This is a genomic window from Arthrobacter sp. H20 (assembly GCF_000520515.1).
Classification (GTDB): domain Bacteria; phylum Actinomycetota; class Actinomycetes; order Actinomycetales; family Micrococcaceae; genus Arthrobacter_D.
The window spans coordinates 17,683-44,087 of sequence record NZ_KI914752.1 but is presented as its reverse complement, the minus strand read 5'-3'; the positions used below and the strand labels follow the sequence as shown (position 1 = coordinate 44,087).

At 62.5% G+C, this 26,405-nt stretch carries 25 protein-coding genes and 1 tRNA gene; 18 read left to right on the top strand and 8 right to left on the bottom strand.

Going from position 1 to position 26,405, the window contains the following annotated elements:
• The first annotated feature begins 57 nt into the window (after positions 1-57).
• The 3 genes from Y703_RS0114705 (at position 58) to Y703_RS0114695 (ending at position 2,765) form a co-directional block, all read left to right on the top strand.
• Positions 58-1,254, top strand: coding sequence for a glycosyltransferase (locus Y703_RS0114705; protein WP_026553312.1), 1,197 nt, complete (start codon positions 58-60; stop codon positions 1,252-1,254).
• A gap of 109 nt (positions 1,255-1,363) precedes the next feature.
• A tRNA-Ile gene (locus Y703_RS0114700) sits at positions 1,364-1,437 on the top strand.
• 137 nt (positions 1,438-1,574) lie between these two features.
• The gene (locus tag Y703_RS0114695; RefSeq protein WP_026553311.1) at positions 1,575-2,765 is read left to right on the top strand and encodes an acyl-CoA dehydrogenase family protein; all 1,191 of its coding nucleotides are present in this window, start codon (positions 1,575-1,577) and stop codon (positions 2,763-2,765) included.
• Positions 2,766-2,780: 15 nt separating this feature from the next.
• Here the strand turns inward: Y703_RS0114695 and Y703_RS0114690 are convergent, their stop codons facing one another.
• Positions 2,781-3,350, bottom strand: coding sequence for a murein hydrolase activator EnvC family protein (locus Y703_RS0114690; RefSeq protein ID WP_081743565.1), 570 nt, complete (start codon positions 3,348-3,350; stop codon positions 2,781-2,783).
• Positions 3,351-3,794: 444 nt separating this feature from the next.
• Here Y703_RS0114690 and rpsB point away from each other — a divergent pair, with 444 nt between their 5' ends.
• The 6 genes from rpsB (at position 3,795) to Y703_RS0114660 (ending at position 8,909) form a co-directional block, all read left to right on the top strand.
• On the top strand, positions 3,795-4,739 hold the full coding sequence (gene rpsB / locus Y703_RS0114685) for a 30S ribosomal protein S2 (protein ID WP_026553309.1): 945 nt from the start codon (positions 3,795-3,797) through the stop codon (positions 4,737-4,739).
• A 107-nt stretch (positions 4,740-4,846) separates the two neighbouring features.
• Positions 4,847-5,683, top strand: coding sequence for a translation elongation factor Ts (tsf, locus tag Y703_RS0114680; protein ID WP_026553308.1), 837 nt, complete (start codon positions 4,847-4,849; stop codon positions 5,681-5,683).
• A gap of 140 nt (positions 5,684-5,823) precedes the next feature.
• Positions 5,824-6,564, top strand: coding sequence for a UMP kinase (gene pyrH, locus Y703_RS0114675; protein ID WP_026553307.1), 741 nt, complete (start codon positions 5,824-5,826; stop codon positions 6,562-6,564).
• A gap of 104 nt (positions 6,565-6,668) precedes the next feature.
• A complete protein-coding gene (gene frr / locus Y703_RS0114670; RefSeq protein ID WP_026553306.1) occupies positions 6,669-7,226 on the top strand; it encodes a ribosome recycling factor in 558 nt (185 codons plus the stop codon).
• A complete protein-coding gene (locus tag Y703_RS0114665; protein WP_081743564.1) occupies positions 7,226-8,293 on the top strand; it encodes a phosphatidate cytidylyltransferase in 1,068 nt (355 codons plus the stop codon). The genes frr and Y703_RS0114665 overlap by 1 nt, the downstream gene beginning before the upstream one ends.
• 37 nt (positions 8,294-8,330) lie before the next feature.
• Entirely contained in the window at positions 8,331-8,909 is a 579-nt protein-coding gene (locus Y703_RS0114660; protein WP_026553304.1) for a DivIVA domain-containing protein, read from the top strand.
• Positions 8,910-8,934: 25 nt separating this feature from the next.
• Here Y703_RS0114660 and Y703_RS0114655 read toward each other — a convergent pair whose 3' ends face one another.
• From Y703_RS0114655 to Y703_RS0114640, 4 genes are read right to left on the bottom strand one after another with little or no spacing between them, the layout of a single operon-like run.
• Positions 8,935-10,410 (bottom strand): sodium/solute symporter, encoded by a 1,476-nt coding sequence (locus tag Y703_RS0114655; protein ID WP_026553303.1) that lies wholly within the window; start codon positions 10,408-10,410, stop codon positions 8,935-8,937.
• A gap of 8 nt (positions 10,411-10,418) precedes the next feature.
• Complete coding sequence (locus Y703_RS0114650) at positions 10,419-10,811, bottom strand: DUF485 domain-containing protein (RefSeq protein WP_026553302.1); 393 nt, start codon at positions 10,809-10,811, stop codon at positions 10,419-10,421.
• Between the two features lie 10 nt (positions 10,812-10,821).
• Positions 10,822-11,556: a LytR/AlgR family response regulator transcription factor gene (locus Y703_RS0114645; protein WP_026553301.1), complete on the bottom strand. Its 735-nt coding sequence runs from the start codon at positions 11,554-11,556 to the stop codon at positions 10,822-10,824.
• 58 nt (positions 11,557-11,614) lie between these two features.
• Positions 11,615-12,802, bottom strand: a complete 1,188-nt coding sequence (locus tag Y703_RS0114640; RefSeq protein WP_026553300.1) for a sensor histidine kinase — start codon at positions 12,800-12,802, stop codon at positions 11,615-11,617.
• A gap of 237 nt (positions 12,803-13,039) precedes the next feature.
• Here Y703_RS0114640 and Y703_RS0114635 point away from each other — a divergent pair, with 237 nt between their 5' ends.
• Positions 13,040-13,423, top strand: a complete 384-nt coding sequence (locus Y703_RS0114635) for a DUF485 domain-containing protein (RefSeq protein ID WP_026553299.1) — start codon at positions 13,040-13,042, stop codon at positions 13,421-13,423.
• Positions 13,420-15,042, top strand: a complete 1,623-nt coding sequence (locus Y703_RS0114630; protein WP_026553298.1) for a solute symporter family protein — start codon at positions 13,420-13,422, stop codon at positions 15,040-15,042. Before Y703_RS0114635 ends, Y703_RS0114630 begins: the two co-directional genes overlap by 4 nt.
• A gap of 83 nt (positions 15,043-15,125) precedes the next feature.
• Here the strand turns inward: Y703_RS0114630 and Y703_RS0114625 are convergent, their stop codons facing one another.
• Positions 15,126-15,602: an Lrp/AsnC family transcriptional regulator gene (locus Y703_RS0114625; RefSeq protein ID WP_026553297.1), complete on the bottom strand. Its 477-nt coding sequence runs from the start codon at positions 15,600-15,602 to the stop codon at positions 15,126-15,128.
• Positions 15,603-15,805: 203 nt separating this feature from the next.
• Here Y703_RS0114625 and pdhA point away from each other — a divergent pair, with 203 nt between their 5' ends.
• From pdhA to Y703_RS0114610, 3 genes are read left to right on the top strand one after another with little or no spacing between them, the layout of a single operon-like run.
• On the top strand, positions 15,806-16,945 hold the full coding sequence (gene pdhA, locus Y703_RS0114620) for a pyruvate dehydrogenase (acetyl-transferring) E1 component subunit alpha (protein WP_026553296.1): 1,140 nt from the start codon (positions 15,806-15,808) through the stop codon (positions 16,943-16,945).
• Positions 16,945-17,952 carry an alpha-ketoacid dehydrogenase subunit beta gene (locus Y703_RS0114615; RefSeq protein ID WP_026553295.1) on the top strand — a complete coding sequence of 336 codons (1,008 nt, stop codon included), beginning with the start codon at positions 16,945-16,947 and terminating at the stop codon, positions 17,950-17,952. Before pdhA ends, Y703_RS0114615 begins: the two co-directional genes overlap by 1 nt.
• Positions 17,953-17,960: 8 nt before the next feature.
• Positions 17,961-19,382 carry a dihydrolipoamide acetyltransferase family protein gene (locus tag Y703_RS0114610; protein ID WP_026553294.1) on the top strand — a complete coding sequence of 474 codons (1,422 nt, stop codon included), beginning with the start codon at positions 17,961-17,963 and terminating at the stop codon, positions 19,380-19,382.
• Positions 19,383-19,430: 48 nt separating this feature from the next.
• Here the strand turns inward: Y703_RS0114610 and Y703_RS0114605 are convergent, their stop codons facing one another.
• On the bottom strand, positions 19,431-19,898 hold the full coding sequence (locus Y703_RS0114605) for a GNAT family N-acetyltransferase (RefSeq protein WP_026553293.1): 468 nt from the start codon (positions 19,896-19,898) through the stop codon (positions 19,431-19,433).
• Positions 19,899-19,948: 50 nt separating this feature from the next.
• A complete protein-coding gene (locus Y703_RS0114600; RefSeq protein WP_026553292.1) occupies positions 19,949-20,557 on the bottom strand; it encodes a TetR/AcrR family transcriptional regulator in 609 nt (202 codons plus the stop codon).
• A gap of 160 nt (positions 20,558-20,717) precedes the next feature.
• Between Y703_RS0114600 and Y703_RS0114595 the strand changes: the two genes are divergently transcribed.
• Genes Y703_RS0114595 through Y703_RS0114580 form a run of 4 tightly spaced genes read left to right on the top strand, consistent with a single transcriptional unit; the run spans position 20,718 to position 26,403 of the window.
• The gene (locus Y703_RS0114595) at positions 20,718-22,322 is read left to right on the top strand and encodes a carboxyl transferase domain-containing protein (protein WP_026553291.1); all 1,605 of its coding nucleotides are present in this window, start codon (positions 20,718-20,720) and stop codon (positions 22,320-22,322) included.
• Between the two features lie 6 nt (positions 22,323-22,328).
• Positions 22,329-24,395 carry an acetyl/propionyl/methylcrotonyl-CoA carboxylase subunit alpha gene (locus Y703_RS20180; protein ID WP_035765382.1) on the top strand — a complete coding sequence of 689 codons (2,067 nt, stop codon included), beginning with the start codon at positions 22,329-22,331 and terminating at the stop codon, positions 24,393-24,395.
• A gap of 3 nt (positions 24,396-24,398) precedes the next feature.
• Positions 24,399-25,559, top strand: coding sequence for an acyl-CoA dehydrogenase family protein (locus Y703_RS0114585; RefSeq protein WP_026553290.1), 1,161 nt, complete (start codon positions 24,399-24,401; stop codon positions 25,557-25,559).
• A 34-nt stretch (positions 25,560-25,593) separates the two neighbouring features.
• Positions 25,594-26,403, top strand: coding sequence for a CoA transferase subunit A (locus Y703_RS0114580; RefSeq protein ID WP_026553289.1), 810 nt, complete (start codon positions 25,594-25,596; stop codon positions 26,401-26,403).
• Positions 26,404-26,405: the final 2 nt, after the last annotated feature.

Here is a 26,405-nt window from a genome sequence, read left to right as displayed (position 1 = left end):
CTGAGGCTGATCCAGTCCGGTCGCCGCATCCGCCAGTAACCCGCAGAGGAACCCACAGTGAGCCACCCGGCCGACAAATTACCGTTGACCATCCTGATTGCAGCGGAAACCTATCCGCCCAACATCAACGGGGCGGCGCAGTTCGGATACCGGCTGGCAAAGGGGATGCACTCGCGTGGGCACGACGTGCACGTCCTAGCACCGAGTACCCAGAATGGAAAGAGCTTCACCGAGGCCGACGGCGAGTGGCCCGTGCACCGGTTGAAGTCCCATGCGGTACCCACTCACGATTACTGGCGCATCTGCCTTCCCTGGGAGATCAAACGCGATATCAGCATGCTCTTTGATCGGGTGCAGCCGGATGTGGTGCACATTCAATGCCACTACATGGTGGGGGATTACACCCTGAACGAGGCGGTTAAGCGCGGCATCCGGGTGGTTGCCACCAATCACTTCATGCCAGAAAATCTGAACCCCTTCCTGCCGTTCCCGGAGTGGTTCAAGAAGATCGTTGCGAAGAACTCCTGGCGTGACATGGGCAAGGTCATGGGCAAGGCGGCCGTGGTTACCACTCCCACCCCGCTGGCGGCCAAGGCGATGCATGAGCACGCGTTCCTGCCGAAGGTGCTGCCGATCTCCAACGGCATCGACTCATCCGCTTACGAGCTGCAGCCTGGCGAGACGATTGGCCCGAGGGACTATCCCACAGTGCTCTTCGTTGGACGGCTGGCCGAAGAGAAACACGTTGATGTCTTGATCGACGCGGTCGCCAAGACTCCACCGGAACTCAATGTCCACCTTGAGATTGTTGGTGGCGGTGAGGTGAAAGCCACGCTCCAGGCGCAGGTCGCCCGGTTGGGTCTGGGGGGCAGGGTTGCCTTCCGCGGCCTCATTAGCGACGAGGAGCTGCGGCTGGCCTACCTGCGTGCGGCACTGTTTTGCCAGCCGGGCACAGCTGAGCTGCAGTCCCTGGTGACACTTGAGGCAATGTCAGCCTCCACCCCTGTCCTGCTGGCCAACGCGATGGCGTTGCCGCACCTTGTGGAGCACGGGGTCAACGGTTACCTGTTCACGCCGCAGGACAGTATCGAGCTCGCGGGGCGGATCACCGAGCTCCTGGATCTTCCCGCCGATGATCTGGATCGGATGGGCAAGGCCAGCCGATCAATGGTGGATGCCCACTCACTCACTGCCACCCTCGCGACCTTCGAGGGCCTCTACTACGGCGATTCGCTGGACGCGGACGCCCTTTAGCACCGTCACCTGCGATGATCCCAGGAATGCGGGTTAGCCAACCGCCGCGGGGTCGTTAGACTGATTCGGTGTCGTTAGAATAGACAGCGCGCTTCGGCGTGCGCGGCGCGGGGCTGTAGCTCAGCTGGTTAGAGCAGCGGACTCATAATCCGTTTGTCCTGGGTTCAAGCCCCAGCAGCCCTACCCTTGCAAAGTCCCCGGAACACTCCAGTTCCGGGGACTTTGTGGTTTCGGGTCACTTGTCGGTGGTGATTGGCAACGAAGTTACTCGTGGGTAACATAAGACGTGAGAACCGTTGGACGACCCAGAGGACAACCGCATGAGCAAGCCGGTCATCGATGTAAACAACCTGCCGTATGCAGACGGCGATTTCTACTCCTTCGAGGCGCTTCTGAGCCAGAAGGAGCGGGACCGGCTTGGCGAGGTTCGCCAGTTCCTGAATGCCGAGGTGAAGCCTTATGCCACCGGCTGGTGGAATGAAGCAACCTTCCCGAAGGAGCTCATCCCCAAGCTTGCCGGACTGGATGTGATGAGCCCGGTGCGGCGCCAGGGCTACTCCAATCTGTTCGCCGGATTGATGCACGCCGAGTTCACTCGTGCTGACACCTCAATTGCCACCTTCATGGGCGTCCACGACGGCCTGTTCACCGGGTCAATTGAGGAACTTGCCTCAAAGGAACAGCAGGAAGCATGGCTGCCGGATATCTATTCGATGAAGAAGATCGGCGCCTTCGGCCTCACCGAGCCTCTCGGCGGATCCGACGTGGCTGGCGGCACCCGCACCACAGCACGCCGCGAAGGCGACAGCTGGATCATCAACGGCGCAAAACGGTGGATCGGCAACGCCACCTTCTCCGACTGGGTAGTCATCTATGCTCGTGATCTCGCAGACAACCAGGTCAAAGGGTTCCTGGTGGACACCACGCTTGAGGGGTACCACGCCACGAAGATTGACAACAAGATTGCGCTGCGGATTGTCGAGAACGCGGATATCACCCTCGACAACGTAGTTGTTCACGACGATTTCCACCTCAAGGGCGCCAACAGCTTCAAGGATACGAACAAGGTCCTTAAGGTGACCCGTCTTTCGGTGGGGTGGCAAGCGGTCGGACAGCAACTGGCGGCCTTTGATGTGGCGCGACGATACACGGTGGAGCGGCACCAGTTTGGGCGCCCACTTGCCTCCTTTCAGCTGGTGCAGCAGCAACTCGTTGAAATGCTGGGCAATACGGTCAGCTCAATGGGCATCATGGTCCGCCTCGCCCAACTGGAGGACGAGGGGCAGGCCAAGGATGAACAGTCGGCAATGGCCAAGGCTTTCACCACCGCACGGATGCGCGAGACTGTCGCGATGGGCCGCAGCCTGCTGGGCGGAAACGGTATCGTCACCGACTATGAAATGGCCAAGATCTTCTCCGACGCGGAGGCGGTGTATTCCTATGAAGGCACCCATGAAATCAATACCCTCGTGACGGGTCGGGCCATCACCGGCATCGCCGCGTTCGTCTAGCCGGGCCGGCCGATGTCAGGGCCCGTGGAGCGGCAATAGGACTGATGGACGGCGGTCCAGGACATAGGTGAGCGGGTCCACGTACTCGCCGTCCAGGCGCACTCCCCAGTGAAGGCACGTGGCCGGGCAATGTGATCGCGACTGTTGCATGGTTGGATGAGCCAAACTTGATGCGAGTGTACCGAGCGTCTGACCCTGCCGGACTGCCTCTCCGCGGTCCAGCACGGCAGAGACCGGTTCGAAGCTGCTGAGCACCCCGCCGCCGTGGTCGACAGTGACTACTGGCCGGTCCACTACCCAACCGGCGAAGACCACCCGGCCTGGCGCGGGGCTGCTCACCTCGGCGGCGTCGTTGGCTGCCAGATCCACGCCACGGTGTCCGGGTAGCCACCGTTCTGCCGGTGGATCAAAGTTTCTTAGCACAACCGGCACAGGGGAGAGCGGCCAGCTCCACGCTGGTTCATGAGTCGTTGGTGGTGCTGCACTGGTCAGGCCAAGCCCTGACACTGAGATGCCCACCACCAGTATGGTGGCGCGAAGCACCGCGGGGAGGGCCGCTATGGGGTGGGTTGACCGCTGTGACATGTTTCAAGTCTGCGGCTGCCATGTCAGCTGGGTCGCCCCAGCGACAGCTATGTGGACAAACCGAGCGTGGACAAACCCAGCGTTGGACGGCCGATCCCCGCAGGGCCGACGGGGGTGCGGGCAGTGGGTGGGCGTGTACCGCTCCGTTCCGGCCTCCGCCCACCCTGTAGTACACTCAATACAGCAGTTTGCTGCGATGCTCCGTGCCCGCCGGAAGTTTTCGAATGGGTATTGGCTCGCCTCAACTGACTACGCGTATCTCTTTCCCTTCCGAACCCGCACGGGTTGCGAAGGGCATGGATCCAACGGTCCGGAAAGACTTCCGGTGAAGGACCCCATGGGTGAAAGCCAACAGGTACCAGGAGTGAAGTTCAACCGAACTGAACTAGCAACCGTCAACAGGCAGAAACGGCGCCACGCGCCCTGCCGATAGAAAGGAACGACATGCCAGTCGTTACCATGCGCCAGCTGCTCGACAGCGGCGTACATTTTGGCCACCAGACCCGTCGCTGGAACCCGAAGATGAAGCGCTTCATCTTCACCGAGCGCAACGGCATCTACATCATCGACCTGCAGCAGTCGCTGTCCTACATTGACCGCGCCTACGAGTTCATCAAGGCGACCGTCGCCCACGGCGGCACTGTCTTGTTCGTCGGAACGAAGAAGCAGGCACAGGAAGCAATCGCCGAGCAGGCGACCCGCGTGGGCCAGCCCTACGTCAACCAGCGCTGGCTCGGCGGCATGCTCACCAACTTCCAGACCGTCTCCAAGCGCATCCAGCGGATGAAGGAACTCGAGGAAATCGACTTCGACGATGTGGCCGGCTCCGGACACACCAAGAAGGAGCTCCTCCTCCTGCGCCGCGAACTCACCAAGCTGGAAACCAACCTCGGTGGTATCCGCAACCTGACCAAGGCTCCTTCAGTGGTGTGGATCGTTGACACGAAGAAGGAACACCTTGCCATCGACGAAGCCAAGAAGCTCGGCATCCCGGTAGTCGCAATCCTCGACACCAACTGCGATCCGGACGAGGTTGACTTCCCGATCCCGGGCAACGACGACGCTATCCGCGCCGTTCACCTGCTGACCCGCGTGGTTGCAGATGCAGTTGCCGAAGGCCTGATCGCCCGTCACAACCGCTCCGGTGGAAACGACGCCGAAGCAGCAGCCGAGCCAATGGCAGAGTGGGAGCGCGAACTGCTTGGCGACAACGCCGCACCAGCAGCTGACGCCGCACCAGCCGATGCTCCCGCTGAAGCAGCTCCAGCTGAAGCAGCCCCAGCCGAAGAAGCTCCTGCAGCCGATGCTCCTGCTGAAGCAGCTGCAGCTAGCACCACTGAGGAAGCCCCAGTAGCTGAAGAAGCTCCAGCAGCCGACGACAGCAAGTAACTGGATACGGGGGTGCGGGTGGAAATCCGTGCCCCCTTCTCCATCTGCCCAGGTGTCACCGCCTGCAGGCATAGCTCTTCTTAGACACAACACACTTAGGAGTTCACATGGCGAACTACACCGCCGCTGACATTAAGGCCCTTCGCGAGCGCACAGGCGCTGGCATGATGGACGTGAAGAAAGCCCTCGATGAGGCCGACGGCGACGCCGGTAAGGCTATGGAGCTCATCCGCATCAAGGGCCTGAAGGGTGCAACAAAGCGCGAGGGCCGTTCAACCGCCGAGGGCCTCGTCGCAGCCAAGGTCGACGGGAACGTCGGTGTCATGGTTGAGGTTAACTGCGAAACTGACTTCGTTGCCAAGGCAGGCCCATTTGTTGAGTTCTCCAACAAGGTGCTCGCCGCAGCTATCGAGTCCGGAGCCAACGACGTCGACACCCTCCTTGCCTACACGGTTGACGGCAAGCCCGTCTCCGAGCACGTCATCGAGGCCGGCGCCCTGTTGGGCGAAAAGGTGGCCATCCGCCGTCTTGCTCGCATCGAGGGCGGAATCGTTGACGCTTACCTCCACAAGACGTCCAAGGATCTTCCAGCCCAGGTTGGCGTGCTGTTCGCCGTGGAAGGCGAAGGAGATTCAGCCAAGGAAGCAGCTCACGACATCGCAGTTCACATTGCTGCCTACTCGCCGACCTACCTGGTCCGCGAGGATGTGCCGGCCGAACTCGTTGAAACCGAACGACGGATCGCCGACGAAACCGCGCGGGCCGAAGGCAAGCCAGAGGCTGCACTGACCAAGATTGTCGAAGGCCGGCTGACGGGCTTCTTCAAGGAGGGCGTGCTCGTCGACCAGGCATTTGCCAAGGATGCCAAAAAGTCAGTCGCCCAGGTGCTGACCGAAGCCAATACCAAGCCGAGCGCATTCGCGCGGTTCCGGGTTGGTTCCTAGGTCAGACAGACCGGGTAAGTAGGTTCAGAAGGGGTGGTCGCCACGGTGACCACCCCTTTTTTCCTGCCCGGTGGGCTTTTGAGTCAGCACCGCAACGTATTCTTTTAGCAACGATCCCCACAACTGCCCCGGGAGGCACAATGGATAACTCTGATTTGGGCACGCATGGTCGGGAAACGAACCGTCGTCGGGTACTCCTGAAGCTTTCAGGTGAGGTATTTGGCGGCGGCAAGCTCGGCGTCGATCCGGCGACCGTCCGCTCGGTTGCGAAACAGATCGCAGCGACAGTCGGTCAGGTCGAGGTCGCCATAGTTGTTGGCGGGGGCAACTTCTTCCGTGGCGCCGAGCTTTCGCAGAGCGGCATGGACCGGTCGCGGGCTGACTACATGGGGATGCTCGGGACGGTCATGAACTGTCTCGCGCTGCAGGATTTCCTCGAGCAGGCGGGGGTCGAAACCCGGGTACAGAGTGCCATCACCATGGGGCAGGTTGCCGAGGCCTACATCCCACGCCGCGCCATTCGCCACCTCGAAAAGGGCAGGGTTGTCATCTTCGGTGCCGGTGCAGGTCTCCCTTACTTCTCTACCGACACGGTAGCGGCACAGCGTGCCCTCGAGGTACACGCCGACCTCGTGCTGATGGCCAAGAGCGGGGTCGACGGCGTGTACACGGCTGACCCGCACAAAGACCCCACAGCGAGGAAATTGGAGACACTCTCCTATGATGACGCCCTGCGCCAGGACATCCGGGTAATGGACCAGACAGCCATGACCATGTGCAAGGACAACGATCTCTCGATGGTCGTCTTCGGGATGGAGGGTGAAGGAAACGTCAGCCGGGCGATCCTCGGAGAGAAGATCGGAACGATGGTCACCACCTAGGCGCGCCTACCGGCTGCCCCGGACAGGCGGCCCAGGTGAACTAGGATTGAAAACTGAACCGGACGACGCGCCCGCGGCAGTTGGCGCACAGCTTAGGAGTAACAGTGATCGACGAGACATTGCTAGAGGCCACCCAGAAAATGGATAAGGCTGTGGAAGCCGCGAAAGAGGATTTCGCTACGATCCGCACCGGGCGCGCCAACGCTTCGATGTTTTCCAAGGTCATGGTCAACTACTACGGTGCACCAACACCGCTGCAGCAGCTGGCGTCCTTCCAAAACCCTGAGGCGCGCACCCTCCTGATCACGCCGTTCGACCGGGCGGCGCTGAATGACATCGAAAGAGCGCTGCGTGACTCCGACCTCGGGGCAAACCCGTCCAATGATGGCAACATCATCCGGGTGGTTCTTCCCGAGCTGACCGAGGAACGCCGGAAGGAATACGTCAAGCTGGTCAAGACCAAAGCGGAAGATGCCAAGATTGCCATCCGCAATATCCGCCGCAAGGCGAAGGACGGTATCGACAAGTCGGTCAAGGACGGCGACGCTGGTGAGGACGAGGGTGCGCGCGGCGAAAAGGAACTGGACCTGCGCACCAAGTCCCACACCGATACCATCGATGATCTTCTCAAGCGCAAGGAAACCGAGCTGCTTGAGGTCTAATGAGCGACACCCACCACTCCGCTAACACCGGGGGCCTGCCCGTTTCACAGACCGGGGCAGGCTCCGTGTCAGATGAGGCCGCCCCGGGACGTGGGGAGACTGCTGAACCCGATCCAGCGAAGTCAGTGGTGTCCGGCCAGCCCGTAGCCAGCGTTGACGCCGTGAGCAGCGGCCGACGCGCCCAGCGCGCCCCTGGCACCCGACAGATTCGCCGACGCACTGGGCGTGGAAACGCCTCAGCGCCGAAGGCCCCTTCCCGGGCCGGCCGGAATCTGCCAGCCGCAACAGCTGTCGGAGTAGCCCTGCTCGGCTCGGTGCTGGGCGGAATCCTGTATCTGCCCATCGCTTTCGTGGCGATCACTACCGGTTTTGCGCTGCTCGGTGTCTGGGAAGTCTCGCGGGCTCTTGAGGTACGGCAGATCCGGTTGCCCCTGGTCCCCACGATCGCCGCGACCGTTGCGCTCCCGTTTGCCGCGTACCTCGGCGGACCCGAGACCCTGGCCTATGCGGTGGTCCTCTCCACCACCGCCCTGGCACTCTGGCGCAGTTTCGATCCTGCCCCCGATGCGGCGAGATCAATCATGGCCGGCATCTTTGTGGTGCTCTGGGTGCCGCTCCTGCTCAGCTTCGCGATGCTGCTGCTCCAGGAACCCGCTGGTGAACTCCTGGTGGCAACACTGCTCCTCCTGGTGGTTGCCAATGACACCTTCGGCTATCTCGTCGGTGCGTTTTTCGGGAAACATGCGATGGCGCCGAAGATCAGTCCGAAGAAGTCCTGGGAAGGGTTTGCTGGCTCGGTCGGTGGCGCGGTCCTGGTCGGAACTATCGCCGCCGTGTTCCTGCTGGACCGGCCCTGGTGGTTCGGCCTCGTTCTGGCCGTGGCAACCGTGTCAGCCGCGACGGCCGGCGACCTCGCCGAATCAATGATCAAGCGCGAACTCGGAGTGAAGGACATGGGCAATATTCTGCCCGGCCACGGCGGCATGATGGACCGGCTCGACTCCATTGTCTTCGCCTCCCCAGTTGCGTTCCTGCTGTCGGTTACATTGGTACCAGGAATTCTCTAGCTCTCCGGCCGCACTTATCAAAAGGATTCAGAACACCATGGACGAAGCTCGTCAGAGCAGCTCTCCCTTTGCGCGCGTAGGTCGCCGGGAGTACGGCTACAACCTTCGGCAGGTGGACAGCTTTCTCACCCAGGCGCGGGAGTATTACAACACCGAGGATCAGGCTGGCGGCCCCGTCACCAGCGCCGACGTCCGATCGATGGCGTTCGACCCGGCGAAGGGTGGCTACGAACCACAGGCTGTCGATGCGGCACTGGACCGGCTGGAAGATGTTTTCGCTCAGCGGGAACGCGATCGCCTGATCGAAGCCAATGGAGAGGACGCCTGGTTGATGCAGATCGGCCGCTCCTCTGCCGGGCTGCGCAGCAGGCTGCACCGTGAGCCGGGCGAGAGATTCAGGCGTCCCACCAAGCGGAAAGCTGTCAGCTACAACGTCGACGACGTCGACACCCTCTGCAACGAACTGCTGGGCTATTTCGAGTCTGATATGCCACTGAGTGTCGACGTCGTCCGACGTTCGATCTTCCGCGAAGCCACCGGTGCCGAGGGCTACGAAGAGACCCAGGTGGATGCGTTCATGGACCGGGTGGTCGAGCTGATGGCAGCCATCGACTGACCAGTGCAAACCCTGCTGGACTGGGTCACTGAGGCCGTTGCGCGGGCTCCGGTGTGTGCAGTCGGGCCAGCACCCGCGACACGCTACCCGGGGTCCTGGTGGCTGTCACCCGCGAAACTACTATGGTCACCGCAAACGCCGCTGGGACTGTCCACAGGGCGGGCTGTTCAAGCCACTCATAGCGCGCTGACTCTGGGCCGAGCGCGGCGGCGGCGAGGATCGATCCGCCGCACAGGACCGCACCTGACAACATGCCAGTCACTGCGCCCACGTCGGTGAGGCCACGCCACCAGATTCCCAGGAGCAGCAGCGGGCAGATGGTTGAGGCGGTAAACGCGAACACCATGCTGACGCTGCCCGCCAATGCCAGAGTGTTCGTCGCCAGAGCCAACAGCAGCGGGATCACCGCCGCAATCACTGCGGCTCCCCTGAACCCCTTCACGCTGCCCTGGAAGAACTCCTGGCTGACTACCCCGGCGAGGGACACAACCAGCCCACTGGTCGTCGAGAGGAACGCGGCGAACGCGCCGGCTGTGACCAGGGCGGACAGGAGATCTCCGGCCGTCCCGTCGAAGATGCGGCTGGGAAGTAGCAGCACTGTGGCGTCGGCCGTGCCGTCCGCCGCGAGGTCGGGGGTGTAGATCCTGCCGAGGATTCCGTACATGGTGGGGAACAGGTAGAACACCGAGAGCAGCCCCAGCACAATGAGAGTGGTCCGGCGGGCTGAGGCACCATCCGGGTTGGTGTAGAAGCGCACCAGGACGTGGGGTAGGCCGAGGGTTCCGAACAGCAGGGCAATCACCAGCGAGATGTTGCGGTAGAGCGAAGCATCCCCACCGGTGTTCAGATCGGCGGCGAACACCGCCCCGGCGTCAGTGAGTGGGCTGCCGTCGGCAGTGAGCCGCAGGAGGATAAACACGATTGGCACTGCCAGGGCTGTGAGCTTGAGCCAGTACTGGAACGCCTGGACGAAGGTGATAGACCGCATTCCGCCGGTGACCACGCTGAGGCACACCACAACTATCACTGCCACTGCCCCCACCCAGGCCGGGAGGCCGGTGGTGATCTGGACGGTGAGGGCGGCACCGTGGAGCTGAGGCACAATGTAGAGCCAGCCGACGACGACGACGAGCAGGCTGGTGACGCGACGAACCATCAGCGATTCCAGGCGCGCTTCGGCGAAGTCGGGGATGGTGTAGGCGCCCGACCGGCGCAGGGGAGCAGCAACGAACAGGAGCAGCATCAGGTACCCGGCGGTGTACCCGATCGGGAACCACAGGGCGTCGACTCCGGAGATCAGGATCAGCCCTGCCACGCCGAGGAAACTCGCAGCCGACAGGTACTCGCCGCCGATGGCTGACGCGTTCCACCAGGGACGAACGGTGCGGGAGGCAACGTAGAAGTCGCCGGTGGTCCGTGAGATGCGGAGGCCATAAATACCGATCAGTACTGTACTCAGGGAGACCAGCGTGAGGGCCACATATCCAACTACCGGGTTCAACTCGGCGTTCACGGCGACCCGTCCTCATCGACCAGATCCCTGAACCGCATCTCGTTGCGGGAGGCGCCGCGCACGTAGAGCGCCGCGCAGCTGATTACCAGCGGGTAGACGCCTAAACCCAGCAGCAGCCAGGGCATTGGAACGGTGAACACTGACAGTTCCCCAATCTGGGGGAATACCGCGAGGAGTACAGGAATACCGATGAGGATCAGCAGGAAGCCCACTGCGACCACCACCGCAAGCCGGAGTTGGGACCGGATCAGGGATCTGACGAACAGCTCACCCACTTCCGACTGCTCGGCCAGCTCCCGGATGACTGGGTAGGACCCGGGAGCCGGCCGGGCGGTAGTTCGTGGTGCGGTGACCCGAACCCGCCGGGGAGGTCCGTCGGCCGGATTCACTGCTGACCCCTCACTGTTGCCGCGGCCGGAGCCGGGTTGCTTCAAGCTTGTCCCGAACCGCCGGCAGATGTCTGCGGCTGACCGGAAGCTCGGCGTCGCCCACCATGAGGGATGCCCTCCCTGCTCCGATCTTGACCTGCTGCACCTGATTCATCGCCACCAGATAGGAGCGGTGGGTGCGCAGGAAGCCGGCGTCGGCCCATTGGCGTTCAAGATCGTTGAGTGGAATGCGGATCAGGTAGCTCGACTCGGCGGTATGCAGTCGGGCATAGTCGCCCTGCGCCTGCACGTAGCGGATTTCATCACGCCTGATTATTCGGCTGATGCCGCCCTGGTCAACTGTGACGACCTCCGGGTCAGCAGTGGTGCCGTCCTGGCCAGCTTCCATCAGTTCGCAGATCCGGCGCACCGACTCTGACAGGCGTTCCATCCGGACGGGCTTGAGGAGGTAGTCGACTGCCCGCAGGTCGAATGCTTCGAGGGCACGGTCCTCGTCGGCGGTGACAAAGACGACTGCCGGAGGCCGGCTGAACCGGGAAATGACTCTGGCGATATCCAGGCCCGAGAGAGCCGGCATGTGAATGTCGAGGAACAACGCGTCGACGTCGTGGGTTTCCAGGGCGCGCAGAGCTTCGGCTCCACTCGACGCACGGTGGATGGTTCCGATTCGGGAATCCTTGGCCAGCAGGAACGCTAGTTCCTCGACTGCGGGAAGCTCATCGTCGGCGATGACAACATTGACCATGTGCTCCAGATTACGCTTACCAGCGCGCTGCCGTGTGCCCCCTCCGGTGCGCCGGGCGCTAGGCCTGGTGATCCGGCTGGGACTTCGGGATCCGCAGAGTGATCATGGTGCCAGCGCCGACCGCAGTGTCGATCATGAGGCCATGATCCTCGCCGTACACCTGGCGGAGCCGCTGGTCGACGTTACGCAGCCCCACATGCACTCCCTCAGTGTGGCCAGCCAGGACCAGGCGCAGATGGTCGGGATCGATCCCCACTCCGTCGTCCTCGATGGTTACCTCAGCGAATGCTCCGGCGTCATGGGCGGTTATCGTGATGTGCCCTACCCCGTCGGTGGACTCCAGGCCGTGGCGCACAGCGTTCTCAACCAGGGGCTGAAGGCTCAGGAACGGGATCACAGTGCTCAGGACCTCGGGGCCAATTTCCAGGCTGACCTTCAGCCGTTCCCCGAAACGTGCCCGCTCCAGCAGCAGGTAACGATCAATTGACTGGAGCTCTTCGGCCACGGTGGTGAAGTCGCCGTGCCGACGGAAGGAGTACCTGGTGAAATCGGCGAACTCCACCACCAGTTCACGGGCCCGGGCCGGGTCTGTATTGATGAAGGAAGCGATGGCGTTGAGGGAATTGTAGATAAAGTGTGGGCTGATCTGCGCCCGCAGGGCACGCACCTCAGCTTCCATCAGGAGGGTCCGGGAGGAATCCAGTTCGGCCAGCTCCACCTGGGTGGACACCCAGCCAGCCACCTCATTGGCTGCGCGCACCAGCCCGGCGTTGACGTGCGGCGCGAAGGCGCCCACTGTGCCGACCACCCGCTTGTCGACACGGATGGGGGAGATCACCACCTGCCCGCCACCGGGCAGCGCCGCCGGTCCCAGCTGCGCCTCCCTGAAGATCTGCGTCCGTCCGCTGGCCAGCACCTGCTGCACCAGGTCCATCACCTGTTCGGGCGTCTCACGTCCTCCATCCCAGGCGAGGACAGCGCTCTGGTCAGTGATCAGGAGGGTGTCGCATCTCAGCAGGCTTCGCAGGTGCTTGCTGGCCTTCGACGCGCCGGCCGGAGTGAGCCCGGCACGGAGGTGCTCCGAGGCGAGTGCGGCGGTGTGCAGGGTGGCATAGGTGGCGCGGTCGGCGTCGGACCCGAGATCGCGGGAAGAACGCGAGAGCGTGAATCCCAGGGCGGCAACCACAGCAAGCGTGATGACGACAATGGCACCCACCAGGGCGGTGTCGACGGCGGTGCTGAACATGGCTCTACAGTAACTGTCGGTGACAACCTGCAGCGGCGGCGGGGAGTCCCGTTCGCCGCAGGAGGGGTCCACTTACCGCAGCGCAGCGTCCACTGGGCGATCCACTGCGCTGCGGTACTTCAGAACTGCAGTCGCAAGCCGCAAGGTGATGGGAGTCACACCTTCACTCGCCTGTCGCTGCTCTTAGACCCTTCGGAGTTGGCACGGCGAGGAAGACGTTCTCAACGAGGAGGAATTATGGCTACCGAGTCATCGCCGCCGGAAGCTGGCACAGCAGCGCCCGTCGACTTCATCGCTTACCAGCAGAACCCCCAATTCAAGGAACTACGCAAGCGGCACCGGAGCTTCGTTTTCCCCATGGCAGTCTTTTTTCTGCTCTGGTATTTTCTGTACGTTCTCCTGGCGTCCTACGCAACAGATTTCATGTCCACACCGGTCTGGGGAAACATCAACCTCGGGCTCATCTTGGGGCTGGCGCAGTTCGTCACCACCTTCGCCATCACAATGGGGTACGTGACCTACGCCAACCGGAAGCTTGACCCGATCGCTGCGGACATCCGCCACGAGCTTGAGGTCACCGCTCCAGAAATCTTCACCGAACAGCCAGGAGCGAAAAAATGATGCCGCTATCCCTGCCGATGCAGACGGTCGAAAGCACCCAGGTCGGTGAACCGTGGCTGAACATGACCATTTTCGGGTTGTTCGTCGCTGTCACGCTGGTGATCGTTCTCAGGGCAAGCCGCAACACCAAGACTGCAGCAGACTACTACGCGGCAGGCCGGTCCTTCAGCGGACCACAGAACGGCACTGCTATTGCCGGTGACTACCTCTCGGCGGCTTCGTTCCTCGGCATTGTCGGTGCCATTGCCATCAACGGCTACGACGGATTTCTATACTCAATCGGTTTCCTCGTCGCGTGGCTGGTAGCACTGCTGCTCGTGGCTGAACTGCTCCGAAACACCGGCAAGTTCACCATGGCCGATGTCCTTTCCTTCCGGTTGCGCCAGCGTCCGGTCCGCATCGCCGCCGCCATCACCACCCTGGCTGTCTGCTTTTTCTACTTGCTCGCGCAGATGGCTGGCGCTGGCGGTCTGGTCTCCCTCCTGCTCGGCATCAACGACCGCCTCGGCCAATCGCTGGTCATCACGGTCGTCGGCGGGTTGATGATCCTTTATGTACTGATCGGCGGGATGAAGGGCACCACCTGGGTGCAGATCATCAAGGCAGTCATGCTGATCGCCGGAGCGTTCGTGATGACCATCTGGGTCCTCGCAATCCACGGCTTCAACCTGTCCACCCTGCTCGGTGCCGCAATGGAAACAGCGGGGAACCCCGAGATCATCAACCCGGGTCTGCAATACGGGATCAGCAGCACCTCGCAGTTGGACTTCGTATCGCTCGCCCTTGCACTGGTGCTCGGCACGGCAGCCCTGCCACACGTCTTGATGCGCTTCTACACTGTCCCGACCGCCAAGGAAGCCCGCCGCTCAGTGGTCTGGGCCATCTGGTTGATCGGTGCGTTCTACCTGTTCACGCTGGTGCTCGGCTACGGTGCGGGTGCCCTGATCGGTGCCGATCGCATCACCGCCGCTCCGGGTGGAGTCAACGCGGCAGCGCCTCTGCTGGCCTTTGAGCTGGGTGGGCCAATCCTGCTGGGTATCATTTCAGCCGTTGCGTTCGCCACGATCCTTGCCGTGGTCGCAGGTCTGACCATCACCGCAGCCGCGTCGTTCGCTCACGATATCTACGCGAACGTCATCCGTAAGGGCAACCTTGACCCCGACGGCGAAGTGAAGGTTGCCCGGCGCACAGTCGTCGTGATCGGCATCCTCTCCATCATCGGTGGCATCGGGGCTCAGGGGCAGAACATTGCCTTCCTGGTGGCTCTGGCCTTCGCTGTTGCGGCCAGCGCCAACCTGCCAACCATCCTCTACTCGCTCTTCTGGAAGCGCTTCAACACCCAGGGTGCAATCTGGAGTATGTACGGCGGGCTCGGTTCAGCATTGCTGCTCATCGCCTTCTCGCCTGTTGTCTCGGGCAAGGAAACCTCAATGATCCAGGGCGCCGATTTCGCGCTGTTCCCGCTGAACAACCCGGGTATCGTCTCCATCCCGCTCGCGTTCTTCCTCGGCTGGCTGGGTAGCGTCCTCGCCAAGACCACCGAGGATCCGCAGAAGCAGGCGGAAATGGAAGTCCGGTCCCTGACCGGGGTCGGTGCGGAAAAGGCTACTGAGCACTAAGCCGCCGGATTCGATACCCGACACCACTGCAACAGGCCGGCCCGATCGTTTTCGGGCCGGCCTGTTGCAGTGCGGTGTGGCTCCTATCCAGCAGCGCGGGGGCCGCGTTCCAGCAGGGGCTCAACCCGGAACGGGACAAGCTCGCCCATCGCGAGGGAGGTGTCGCATCGTTCCACCCCGTCGCAGCCAAGGATTTTCCCGTTGATCCTGAAGAGGTCCTCAGCGTCGGCGCAGACCACCCGAACCAGAATGTCGGCCTGGCCGGTGAGCCCAAACGCCTCGAGGACTTCGGGAATGTCGGCGAGCTGCCCGGTGATGGTAGCGAGTTTCTGCTGCTGCACATGGACGTGGATGAATGCCATCAGCGGATAGCCAAGAGCCACGGGATTGATCCGCCGCTCGAAGGACAGGAAGACCGACTTTTTCTCCAGCTGCGCCATTCGGGCCTGAACTGTATTTCGCGAGAGTCCGAGTTTTTGGGCGAGTGCCACCACGGTGCGCCTGGGGTCTTTTGCCAGCGCGATCAGCAGGCGGGTGTCAGTGGAATCCAAGGGGTGCATATTGCGCAATGCTAGCACGGAGCCAACGGCAAATATTGCGCAATATGCCCAATCAAATGACCATCGGTTGTGCTCCCTGAGGCCTGTGAGTAGGGTCACAGTATCTTTGGGTAAAGACGCCCAAGGGTCAAGGTCCGGGCCGCCTGACCGGATCGTGAGGATCCGCTAGCGGGTCGGAGCCAATCGATGAAGGTTGTGTAATTGTGCCCCTGAATGTCACCGCTTCCGCCGGAGAAGACACCCTGATCCAGCTGCTCACACCCTCAGGGGTCCGGCGTACAAGCGGAGATTATGACCGGTGGGTCGCCGACGTCGACGGCCCGGCGCTGCAGGCACTGTACGAGGATATGGTGGTGGTCCGCAGGATCGACGCCGAGGCAACCGCGCTGCAGCGGCAGGGTGAACTTGCCCTCTGGCCGCCCCTGCTGGGTCAGGAGGCGGCTCAGATCGGCTCGGGCCGCGCACTGCGCGAAGATGACTTTGTCTTTTCCAGTTATCGGGAGAACGCTGTTGCCTACTGCCGGGGGGTGGACTTCACCGACATTCTGCGGGTCTGGCGTGGCAACGCCTCGTCGGGCTGGGATCCCTTCGCTATCAACATGGCCACCCCGCAGGTCATCATCGGCGCACAGACCCTGCACGCCACCGGCTATGCGATGGGTATCCAGAATGATGGCGCAGACTCGGTTGCCGTGACCTATTTCGGGGATGGTGCAACCAGTCAGGGCGATGTCAACGAGGCATTGGTTTTCGCTGCGAGCTACCAGGCGCCGGTCATCTTTTTCTGCCAGAACAACCACTGGGCCATCTCCGAGCCAGTGGGTCTGCAGGCCCACGTTCCCATCGCCAACCGGGCGCCAGGCTTCGGGATCCCCTCGGTACGCGTGGACGGTAATGATGTGCTGGCCTGCCTGGCAGTGACTCGTGCGGCGCTCGACCGTGCACGGACCGGCGGGGGGCCAAGCTTCATCGAAGCTGTGACCTACCGGATGGGCCCGCACACCACCGCTGATGACCCCACCAAGTACCGTGACGCCAACGAGCTTGAGGACTGGGCCGCAAAGGACCCCATCTCCAGGCTGTCGGTGTTGCTCGACTCGCTTGGCCTGCTCACCACCGAATTCACTGAATCCGTGGCGGCCACGGCGAATGACGTCGCTGCCAAGCTCCGTGCCGGCTGCATAGAGATGCGCGAGCCGGAGCCGATGGACGTCTTCAAGCACGTCTACAGCAGTCCCAATTCCTGGCTGGACCGTCAGCAGGAGAACTACGGCCGGTACCTCGCATCCTTCGACTCCCAGTCGCAGGATGCCAGCGGGTCTGCCACGGAAGGAAGCCACTAATGTCCACCATGACATTTGGCCGGGCCATCAATGCCGGCATGCGTCGGGCCATGGAGAATGACCCGAAAGTGATCCTCATGGGTGAGGACATCGGCAAGCTGGGTGGCGTTTTCCGCATCACCGAGGGACTGCAGAAGGATTTCGGTGAACACCGTGTCCTCGACACCCCGCTGGCGGAATCGGCCATCATGGGCACCGCTGTTGGCATGGCCTACCGCGGTTACCGCCCGGTGGTCGAGATCCAGTTCGACGGGTTTATCTATCCGGCCTTCGACCAGATCGTCTGCCAGGTTGCCAAGCTGCATTACCGCACCCAGGGTGCGGTGAAGATGCCAATCACTATCCGGGTGCCTTTCGGCGGCGGCATCGGCTCGCCGGAGCACCACTCGGAGTCGCCCGAAGCCTATTTCACCCACACCTCCGGGCTGCGGGTGGTCAGCGTCTCCAACCCGCAAGACGCCTACACCATGATCCAGCAGGCCATCGCCAGCGATGACCCGGTGCTGTATTTCGAACCGAAGCGGCGTTACCACGTCAAGGGTGAGGTGGACGAGTCGATCGAGCTCTCAGCATCGTCAATGGAAGACGCCCATGTAGTCACCGAAGGAAACGAAGTGACGTTGGTGACCTACGGGCCGCTGGTTCCTACCGCCCGTGATGCGGCAATTGCAGCGTCCGACGACGGTATCTCCGTCGAGGTCATTGACCTGCGGTCGCTGGCCCCCATCGATTTCGCCACCATCGAAGCCTCGGTGCGCAAAACCGGACGCCTGGTTATCACCCATGAGGCAGCACAATCGGGTGGGTTGGGTGCTGAAATTGCCGCCAGCATCACCGAACGCTGCTTCAACTACCTGGAGCATGCACCGGTTCGGGTCACCGGCTTCGACATCCCCTACCCGTACTCCAAACTCGAATTCCATCACCTGCCCGATCTGGATCGTATCCTCGACGGCGTTGACCGCGTCATGGGACGAACCAATTCGCTAAGCGGGCTCGAAAGGTAGTGGCAACTGTGATCAAGGAATTCAGGCTCCCGGATCTTGGCGAAGGTTTGACCGAATCGGAGATTGTCAGCTGGCATGTCGCCGAGGGCGACATCGTCGAACTCAACCAGATCATCGCCGATGTGGAGACAGCAAAAGCGGTGGTCGAGCTTCCATCGCCCTATGCAGGGGTTGTCGCTCGACTGCACGAGCAGCCGGGCACAGTAGTTGAGGTGGGGGCACCAATCATCTCGTTTGACGTGCCAGCTGTCGACGGGGCAGGGGGAACCGGTGTCGGAGGGCCCGACGCCGGAAGTCCTGAAAGTGCCGCAACTGGCCCCGGGGCGCCCGACGACAGCGTCCCCGCCAAGCGCGAACCCAACCTGGTGGGGTACGGCGCGGCGGTTGAGAAGAGCGGCCGTCCGACCCGGCGTAGCCGAGGCGGTTCGGCGGCTGTCGCTACTGACCCGGTGCCGGTACCGGTGTCGCAACCGGTGCCCGAGCTGGCGCCCGAAAAGAGCAGCACAGCCGACCGGCCCCGGTCCACTCCACCGGTGCGGAAGCTAGCCCGTGACCTGGGGATCGAGTTGGCCTCGGTCAATGGGACCGGCCCCAACGGGCTGATTACCCGTGACGATGTCCTCACCGCTCACGAGCCTCACCCCGCCGACTTGTCGGACGGCACCCCATCGGACGGCGCCCCATCGGTAGGCGCTGCAGCACAGTTGCCTGCCGGGCAGCCAGCAACGCAACGCGAAACCCGGACTCCAATCAAGGGAATGCGCAAGCACACCGCTGCGGCAATGGTGGCTAGCGCCTTCACAGCACCGCACGTCACCGAGTTTCTGACCATCGACGTCACTGAGACGATGGAGCTGGTCGCACGGCTCAAGGCCAGCAGGGCCTTCGCCGATGTGAGGATCACCCCGCTCACCGTGGTGGCCAAGGCCCTGTGTATTGCGGTGGACCGTAATCCGACTGTCAATACCCGGTGGGAGGATGCCAGCGCCGAAATTGTGCAACACCACTACGTGAATCTTGGGATCGCAGCTGCCACTCCGCGGGGGCTGATGGTGCCAAATATCAAGGACGCCGACCAGTTAGGCCTGAAGGAGCTCGCCCAGGCGTTGACCGGCCTTACGGAGACGGCCCGTGCAGGTAAGACCAGTCCTGCTGACCTCTCCGGGGGGACCATTTCCATCACCAATGTAGGGGTATTTGGGATTGACGCCGGGACGCCCATCCTCAACCCTGGGGAAGCGGCCATCCTGGCGATGGGCGCGGTGCGCCGGACCCCGTGGGAGCACCACGGTGAGATTGCACTGCGCTCGGTGATGACGCTCAGCCTCTCCTTTGACCACCGGCTGGTGGACGGGGAGCAGGGTTCGCGGTTCCTCGCTGATATCGGCACTATCCTGTCCGATCCAGGCATGGTCCTCACGATGATCTGAGCTGACCTGGGCGCGCCGCGGCGTGCCCAGGTCAATTGGTGCTGGCTCCTAGCGAAGCTCCAGCACCAGTTCCTTGACGACGGCGCCGCGGGCATTGGCGAATCCCTGGACTTCACCGATGTGCTCGAACCCCCAGCGCTCAAGGATCTTGATGGAGTTGACGTTATCGGCCACGGCGCGAGCCCTGATCGGCCGGTCGGTGAACTCTTCGAGAAAGAGCCCAACAGCCGCCGTCGTAATTCCCTGGCCCCAGCGGGCCCTATCGATCCAGTAGCTGATCTCCGGCGTCTCGTCATTGCGGTAAGCGAGGATGCTGCCCACCACTACGCCCTCATTCATGATGGTGCGCACGGTAATTTGGGGATCGTTGAGGATGTTCTGCCAATGATGGTTGAACACACCGCGGTCTGCAGGGTTCTTGGCGGTGAACGCAGCCATGTGGTTGGCGCTGGGATCGAGCTGGTGGGTGAAAAACTCGTCCAGGTCGGAGGGTTCAACGGCGCGTAGTGAAGTCACATCGAACTTTCAGTTAGGTGGCGGGTAAAAACAGGCTACTAGGCAATTGGCTAGGCATTAAGCGCCGACCATGCCATTTTCTCCAACAGCGACCGTAGGTCGGCGATGTCGCTGCCGCCTTTCCGGCGGGGAGCCGTGTGCGGAGTGGAGTTGATCAGTCCGAAGGCTGCGTGCGCCTTTCGCCGAAGCTGGGCTGGGTCGTCGTCGGGCTGGAGCCCCGCCATGACCTTCACCCACACTTCCACATATTGGCGTTGCAGGAACCGTACCGTGTGCGCGTCCTCGGCGGTCAGGCTGCCCAGATCCCGGTCCTGCACCCTGATCACATTGGCGTTGCGCAGCGCGAAGTCCACCTGAAACTCGATGAGAGATCGCAGCGCCGACGCCGGATCCGGTGCGTTCGCGACAACCGCGTTACTGCCACGGAGCAGATCGTCGCTGACCCCTGCCAACAACGCGGCGAGGACGGCCGGTTTGCCGCTGAAATGACGGTACACAGCGGGGCCGCTGACGCCTGCCGCAGCGCCGAGGTCCTCGATGGAGACACCGTTGTAGCCCCGGTCGGCGAAGAGTTGGGCAGCCGCGTCCAAGAGGGCAGCGCGACGGGAGGCCTTCGCCACGCTGCGACCGGTAATCCGGCTCGACGCAGAAGGTTCCATTGCTGCCCCCATCCTGTGCGGTCCCGAGGACCGGTCATCCTATTTTGGTGGACAAGTCGGTTATTAGCTACTAACCTAAACTCAGTTAGTACATACTAACTGAAAACACTTCCACCAGAGGGCTTGCTCGTCGACGAGCAACCGGTCAGGGAAAGACCCAATGCAGACGCTGACGTCCCAGCTCGATCCCACCAGTCCCGGCTTTCGCCAGAATGAGACTGCGCAGCGCCAATTGGTCAGCGAACTGCGTGAGCGGCTCGCTGAAGCCGCCCTCGGCGGGCCAGCCCGCTCGCGCGAACGGCATTTAGCCCGGGGCAAGCTGCTCCCGCGGGAACGCATCGATCAGCTGCTCGATGACGGCAGCCCGTTCCTGGAAATCGCGCCGCTGGCGGCCAACGGACTCTACGATGACGAGTGCCCAGGGGCTGGCGTTATTGCTGGTGTCGGGCTGATCCATGGCCGCCACGTCCTGGTCATCTCCAACGACGCGACCGTCAAGGGCGGTACCTACTACCCCCTTACCGTGAAGAAGCACCTGCGCGCCCAGGAAATTGCGTTAGAGAACAACCTGCCCTGCGTCTACCTGGTGGACTCAGGTGGAGCGTTCCTGCCACGCCAGGATGAGGTGTTCCCGGACAAGGAACACTTCGGCCGAATCTTTTTCAACCAGGCCACCATGTCCGCGCGTAAGATCCCGCAGATTGCAGCAGTCATGGGCTCCTGCACCGCTGGTGGTGCCTATGTTCCGGCCATGAGTGACGAGACGGTCATCGTCCGCAACCAGGGCACCATCTTCCTCGGCGGCCCACCCCTGGTGAAGGCGGCAATCGGCGAGATTGTCACAGCTGAGGAGCTGGGCGGAGGCGACGTCCATTCGAAAATCTCGGGGGTCACTGACCATCTGGCGGAGAATGACACTCACGCCCTGGAGATTGTGCGTGACATTGTCTCGACTCTGCCGCGTAACGCACCGGCCTGGGAGATTGCCCCGAGCACCGCGCCGGCGCTCGAAGGGCAGGAGGTCTACGGGGCGGTCCCAACCGACGTTAATGCACCCTATGATGCCCGTGAGGTCATCGGCCGGATTGTCGACGGCAGCCAGTTCCACGAATTCAAGAAGGAGTATGGAGCCACTTTGGTCACCGGCTTCGCAACCCTGCACGGCCACCAGGTGGGCATTGTCGCCAACAACGGTGTGCTGTTCAGCGAATCGGCGCTCAAAGGCGCCCACTTTATCGAGCTATGCGATCAGCGGGGCATCCCCCTGATCTTCCTGCAGAACCTTTCGGGCTTTATGGTGGGCCGCGATTACGAGGCCGGCGGGATTGCCAAGAACGGTGCCAAGATGGTCACCGCCGTGGCAACGTGCCGGGTCCCCAAGCTGACGGTCGTGGTGGGCGGTTCCTTCGGTGCGGGCAACTACTCGATGTGCGGGCGAGCCTACTCGCCGCGATTCCTGTGGATGTGGCCGTCCAGCCGGATTTCTGTAATGGGCGGCAACCAGGCCTCGTCAGTGCTGGGCACTATCAAACGCGACCAGCTCGAGGGCCGCGGCGATCAGTGGAGCGCCGACGACGAGGAAGCGTTCAAGGCGCCGATCCGAGAGCAGTACGAGGTACAGGGAAGTCCCTATTACTCGACGGCTAGGCTCTGGGACGACGGCATTATTGACCCCGCTGATACCCGCACGGTGCTCGGCCTCGCCTTGGACATTTGTGCCAATGCGCCGGTTCGGGACACCTCCTTCGGCCTCTTCCGGATGTGAGCTGAGATGATCCCTATCAAACCCGTTAGCCAACCTGCCCTCTTCGACACAGTCCTGGTTGCCAACCGCGGCGAGATTGCATGCCGCGTGATCAGGGCGTTGCGCCTGCTCGGCATCCGATCGGTGGCGGTCTACAGCGACGCCGACGCCGGTGCCCTCCATGTGCAGGAGGCCGACGTTGCGGTGCGGATCGGTCCGGCGTCACCAGCGCTGAGCTACCTTTCGATTGACGCCATCCTCGACGCGTGCCTGCGCACTGGCGCCCAGGCAGTGCATCCGGGCTACGGTTTCCTCAGTGAGAACCAGGCGTTTGCGCAGTCGCTGAGCGACTCAGGCATCGCTTTCATCGGCCCATCGGTGCATGCCCTGAATATCATGGGCGACAAGATCCGATCCAAAAACCACGTGATGGACCACGGCGTGCCGGTAGTACCCGGCATCGCCCAACCGGGGTTGACAGATGAGCAGTTACTGGAGGCCGCGGCCAGTGTCGGGTTCCCGTTGCTGATCAAGCCCTCGGCGGGTGGCGGTGGTAAAGGAATGCACGTCGTTGAACGGCAGGAGGACCTCGCTGGAACCCTGCCGACAGCGCGCCGGGTGGCAGCTTCGGCTTTCGGCGACGACACCCTGTTCCTGGAGCGGCTCATCCTCAGCCCGCGCCATATCGAAGTGCAGGTCCTCGCGGATAATCACGGGAACGTCATCCATCTGGGGGAGCGGGAATGTTCGCTGCAGCGCCGGCACCAGAAGGTGATCGAGGAAGCTCCCTCCCCGCTGCTGGACGAGGCTACCCGGTCACGCATCGGCGAAGCTGCCTGTAGCGCGGCCCGCAGCGTCGACTACAGCGGTGCGGGAACCGTTGAGTTCCTGGTGTCAGCTGATGCTCCTGACGAGTTCTTCTTCATGGAAATGAACACCCGGCTTCAGGTTGAACACCCGGTCACGGAAATGGTCACGGGTATTGATCTGGTGCAATGGCAGGTGCGCATTGCAGCCGGCGAGAAACTCACCATGGCCCAGGACGACGTCGTGCTCACCGGTCATGCGGTTGAGGCAAGGGTCTACGCGGAGGATCCCGAAGCCGAATTCCTGCCCTCAACCGGCACAGTGATTGAGTTGATGGAGCCGGACGGAGACGGAATCAGAGTGGACAGTTCGCTGCGTAGCGGGCTGGAGGTGTCCGCCAGCTACGACCCGATGCTGGCGAAGGTCATCGCCTGGGGCCGGGATCGGACCGAGGCCCTGGACCGATTGGATCGCGCGCTCGCTGGCACTGTTGTGCTCGGGGTGAGGACCAACCTCGAGTACCTCAAACTGTTGATCGAGGACGACGACGTCCGGGCAGGCCGCCTCGACACCACCATGATCGAGCGCAAGTTACCGGGGCTGGCGTTCCGCCGCATCACCGACGAGGAGGTGTCAATTCTCGCCGCGGTCGAGGCAGGGGAGTCGGCAGGAATCACTGACGCCTCACCCTGGGCACGCCGGGACGGCTGGCGGGTCGGAACGCATCGGCCCCGCCGCCTGCACCTCGCCGTTACGCCCGACGACGTGCGAGAGGTCTTTCTCCAGCCCGCCGGTGCGGGGTACGAGGTCCGGATCGGTGAGCGTCCCGGGCTGTTCGTAACCCAGGACGCAGAGCAGGGAACAGTGACTGTGGACGGCATCCGGCGGCGTGCTGCGATCAAACGCAACGGAAGTGCGCTCTGGTATGCCGACAATGGCTGGTCCACGTGCGTGCTAAGCCTCAGCAGGACTGAGCTCCTCGAGGGACAGCTCTCCCAGATTGCCCAGGCCGAGGGGACAGTCGACCCGGAGGTGCGCTCAACCATGCCGGGAACTGTCACCTCGGTGTCAGTAGCTGACGGCGGGACAGTCGAAGTAGGTCAGACACTCCTCAGCGTCGAGGCCATGAAAATGGAGCATCAGCTGACAGCGCCGGTCGCGGGCACGGTGTCGATTCATCTCAAAGCCGGTGACCTGGTCAAAGCCAACCAGATTGTTGCACGAATTCACGCGACTCACGCCGTGCCCGACGCCGCGGAACACACCCCAACGAAAGAAGAGACGTAAGTTATGAACTTTGAACTCAGCGAGGAATACCAGGATCTGGTAGACACAGTCAGGGAATTCGCCGACGAGGTGGTCGCGCCAGTGTCAGCCAAGCATGATGAGGAGCACAGCTTCCCCTACGCCGTGGTGGACCAGATGGCTGAGATGGGACTGTTCGGGCTGCCCTTCCCCGAGGAATACGGCGGAATGGGCGGCGACTACTTTGCCCTGTGCCTCGCCATTGAACAGTTGGCGCGGGTCGACCAGTCAGTGGCGATCACCCTTGAAGCAGGGGTTTCGCTGGGTGCGATGCCGGTCTACCGGTTCGGCACCGAGGAACAGAAGCGTCAGTGGCTTCCCCTGCTGGCCAGCGGCAAGGCACTCGGCGGCTTCGGGCTGACCGAGTCGGAGGCCGGTTCGGATGCCTCAGGCACCAAGACGACCGCAAAACTCGTGAACGGCGAATGGGTTATCAACGGCACCAAGGAGTTCATCACCAACTCTGGCACCGACATCACCCGTCTGGTCACCGTCACCGCAGTCACCGACACCACCACCCGCGATGACGGGTCGGTGAAGAAGGAAATTTCAACTGTCCTCGTCCCGACCAACACACCAGGGTTCAAGGCGGAGAAAGCCTACAACAAGGTGGGCTGGAACGCTTCCGACACCCACCCACTCACCCTGACTGACGTCCGCGTCCCCGAAGACCACCTCCTTGGTGCCCGGGGCCGTGGGTACGCAAACTTCCTGCAGATCCTCGACGAGGGCCGCATCGCCATCGCTGCCCTGGCCACGGGTGCTGCCCAGGGGTGTGTCGAAGAGTCGATCAAGTACGCCAAGGAGCGCCAGGCCTTCGGCACCAATATCGGGTCCTTCCAGGCGATCCAGTTCAAGATCGCGCGAATGCAGGCGCGCGCCCACACCGCGCGGCTGGCCTATTACGACGCTGCCGCCCGCATGCTCGCCGGGAAACCGTTCAAGACTCAGGCTTCGATCGCTAAGCTGGTTGCTGGTGAAGCTGCAATGGATAACGCCCGCGACGCCACCCAGATCTTCGGTGGCTACGGGTTTATCAACGAGTTCGCAGTGTCCCGCCACTACCGTGACTCGAAGATTCTCGAAGTGGGTGAGGGTACTACCGAGGTTCAGCTGATGCTGATCGCCCGCGAGCTCGGTCTCTAGCAGCACACCCAACGCCAGTACCTAAGGAGTTACAGTGATCGACAAAGTTGTTGCGACGGCTGCCGAGGCAGTGGCCGATATCCCCGATGGTGCCTCACTGGCCGTGGGTGGATTTGGACTCTGCGGAATCCCGGTTGCCCTGATTGGTGCGCTGCACCAGCAGGGCACCACCGACCTCGAAACCATCAGCAACAACTGCGGTGTGGACGACTGGGGGCTCGGCGTCCTCCTCCTTGACGGTCGGATCCGCCGCACGATTAGCTCCTACGTCGGGGAGAACAAGGAGTTCGCGCGTCAGTACCTCTCCGGCGAACTCGAGGTTGAACTGACGCCGCAGGGTACCCTCGCTGAGCGGCTGCGCGCCGGGGGCGCCGGGATCCCTGCCTTCTACACCCCAGCGGGAGTCGGAACACAGGTGAGCGAGGGCGGTTTGCCGCAAAAGTACGACGACGCCGGCAATGTCACCGTTGCGTCAGCACCCAAAGAGGTCCGCTCCTTTGGCGGGCAGGACTATGTCCTTGAGGAATCGGTTAACCCCGACTTCGCATTGGTCCATGCCTGGAAGGGTGACCGGCACGGGAATCTTGTCTTTCATGCCACAGCGATGAACTTCAACCCGCTCTGCGCCCAGGCCGGGAAGATCACCATCGCCGAAGTCGAGGAACTGGTCGAACCGGGCGAACTCGATCCCGGGCACGTCCACATTCCCGGGATCTTTGTTCAGCGGGTGGTGCTGGCTGCCGGTCCGGAGAAGAGAATAGAGAAACGGACCGTTTCGCTGTCGTCTGATCAGGCGCCGTCTTCAGAAGTTCCTGACAACACCAACTCTGCGAAGGCGGTCTGAGA

Bases quoted from the DNA above. Each gene is read 5' to 3' on its own strand.
- Y703_RS0114695 (WP_026553311.1), top strand. From the start codon at position 1,575: ATGAGCAAGCCGGTCATCGATGTAAACAACCTGCCGTATGCAGACGGC.
- Y703_RS0114690 (WP_081743565.1), bottom strand. From the start codon at position 3,350: ATGTCACAGCGGTCAACCCACCCCATAGCGGCCCTCCCCGCGGTGCTT.
- rpsB (WP_026553309.1), top strand. From the start codon at position 3,795: ATGCCAGTCGTTACCATGCGCCAGCTGCTCGACAGCGGCGTACATTTT.
- tsf (WP_026553308.1), top strand. From the start codon at position 4,847: ATGGCGAACTACACCGCCGCTGACATTAAGGCCCTTCGCGAGCGCACA.
- pyrH (WP_026553307.1), top strand. From the start codon at position 5,824: ATGGATAACTCTGATTTGGGCACGCATGGTCGGGAAACGAACCGTCGT.
- Y703_RS0114665 (WP_081743564.1), top strand. From the start codon at position 7,226: ATGAGCGACACCCACCACTCCGCTAACACCGGGGGCCTGCCCGTTTCA.
- Y703_RS0114660 (WP_026553304.1), top strand. From the start codon at position 8,331: ATGGACGAAGCTCGTCAGAGCAGCTCTCCCTTTGCGCGCGTAGGTCGC.
- Y703_RS0114645 (WP_026553301.1), bottom strand. From the start codon at position 11,556: ATGGTCAATGTTGTCATCGCCGACGATGAGCTTCCCGCAGTCGAGGAA.
- Y703_RS0114640 (WP_026553300.1), bottom strand. From the start codon at position 12,802: ATGTTCAGCACCGCCGTCGACACCGCCCTGGTGGGTGCCATTGTCGTC.
- Y703_RS0114635 (WP_026553299.1), top strand. From the start codon at position 13,040: ATGGCTACCGAGTCATCGCCGCCGGAAGCTGGCACAGCAGCGCCCGTC.
- Y703_RS0114630 (WP_026553298.1), top strand. From the start codon at position 13,420: ATGATGCCGCTATCCCTGCCGATGCAGACGGTCGAAAGCACCCAGGTC.
- Y703_RS0114625 (WP_026553297.1), bottom strand. From the start codon at position 15,602: ATGCACCCCTTGGATTCCACTGACACCCGCCTGCTGATCGCGCTGGCA.
- Y703_RS0114615 (WP_026553295.1), top strand. From the start codon at position 16,945: ATGTCCACCATGACATTTGGCCGGGCCATCAATGCCGGCATGCGTCGG.
- Y703_RS0114600 (WP_026553292.1), bottom strand. From the start codon at position 20,557: ATGGAACCTTCTGCGTCGAGCCGGATTACCGGTCGCAGCGTGGCGAAG.
- Y703_RS0114595 (WP_026553291.1), top strand. From the start codon at position 20,718: ATGCAGACGCTGACGTCCCAGCTCGATCCCACCAGTCCCGGCTTTCGC.
- Y703_RS20180 (WP_035765382.1), top strand. From the start codon at position 22,329: ATGATCCCTATCAAACCCGTTAGCCAACCTGCCCTCTTCGACACAGTC.
- Y703_RS0114585 (WP_026553290.1), top strand. From the start codon at position 24,399: ATGAACTTTGAACTCAGCGAGGAATACCAGGATCTGGTAGACACAGTC.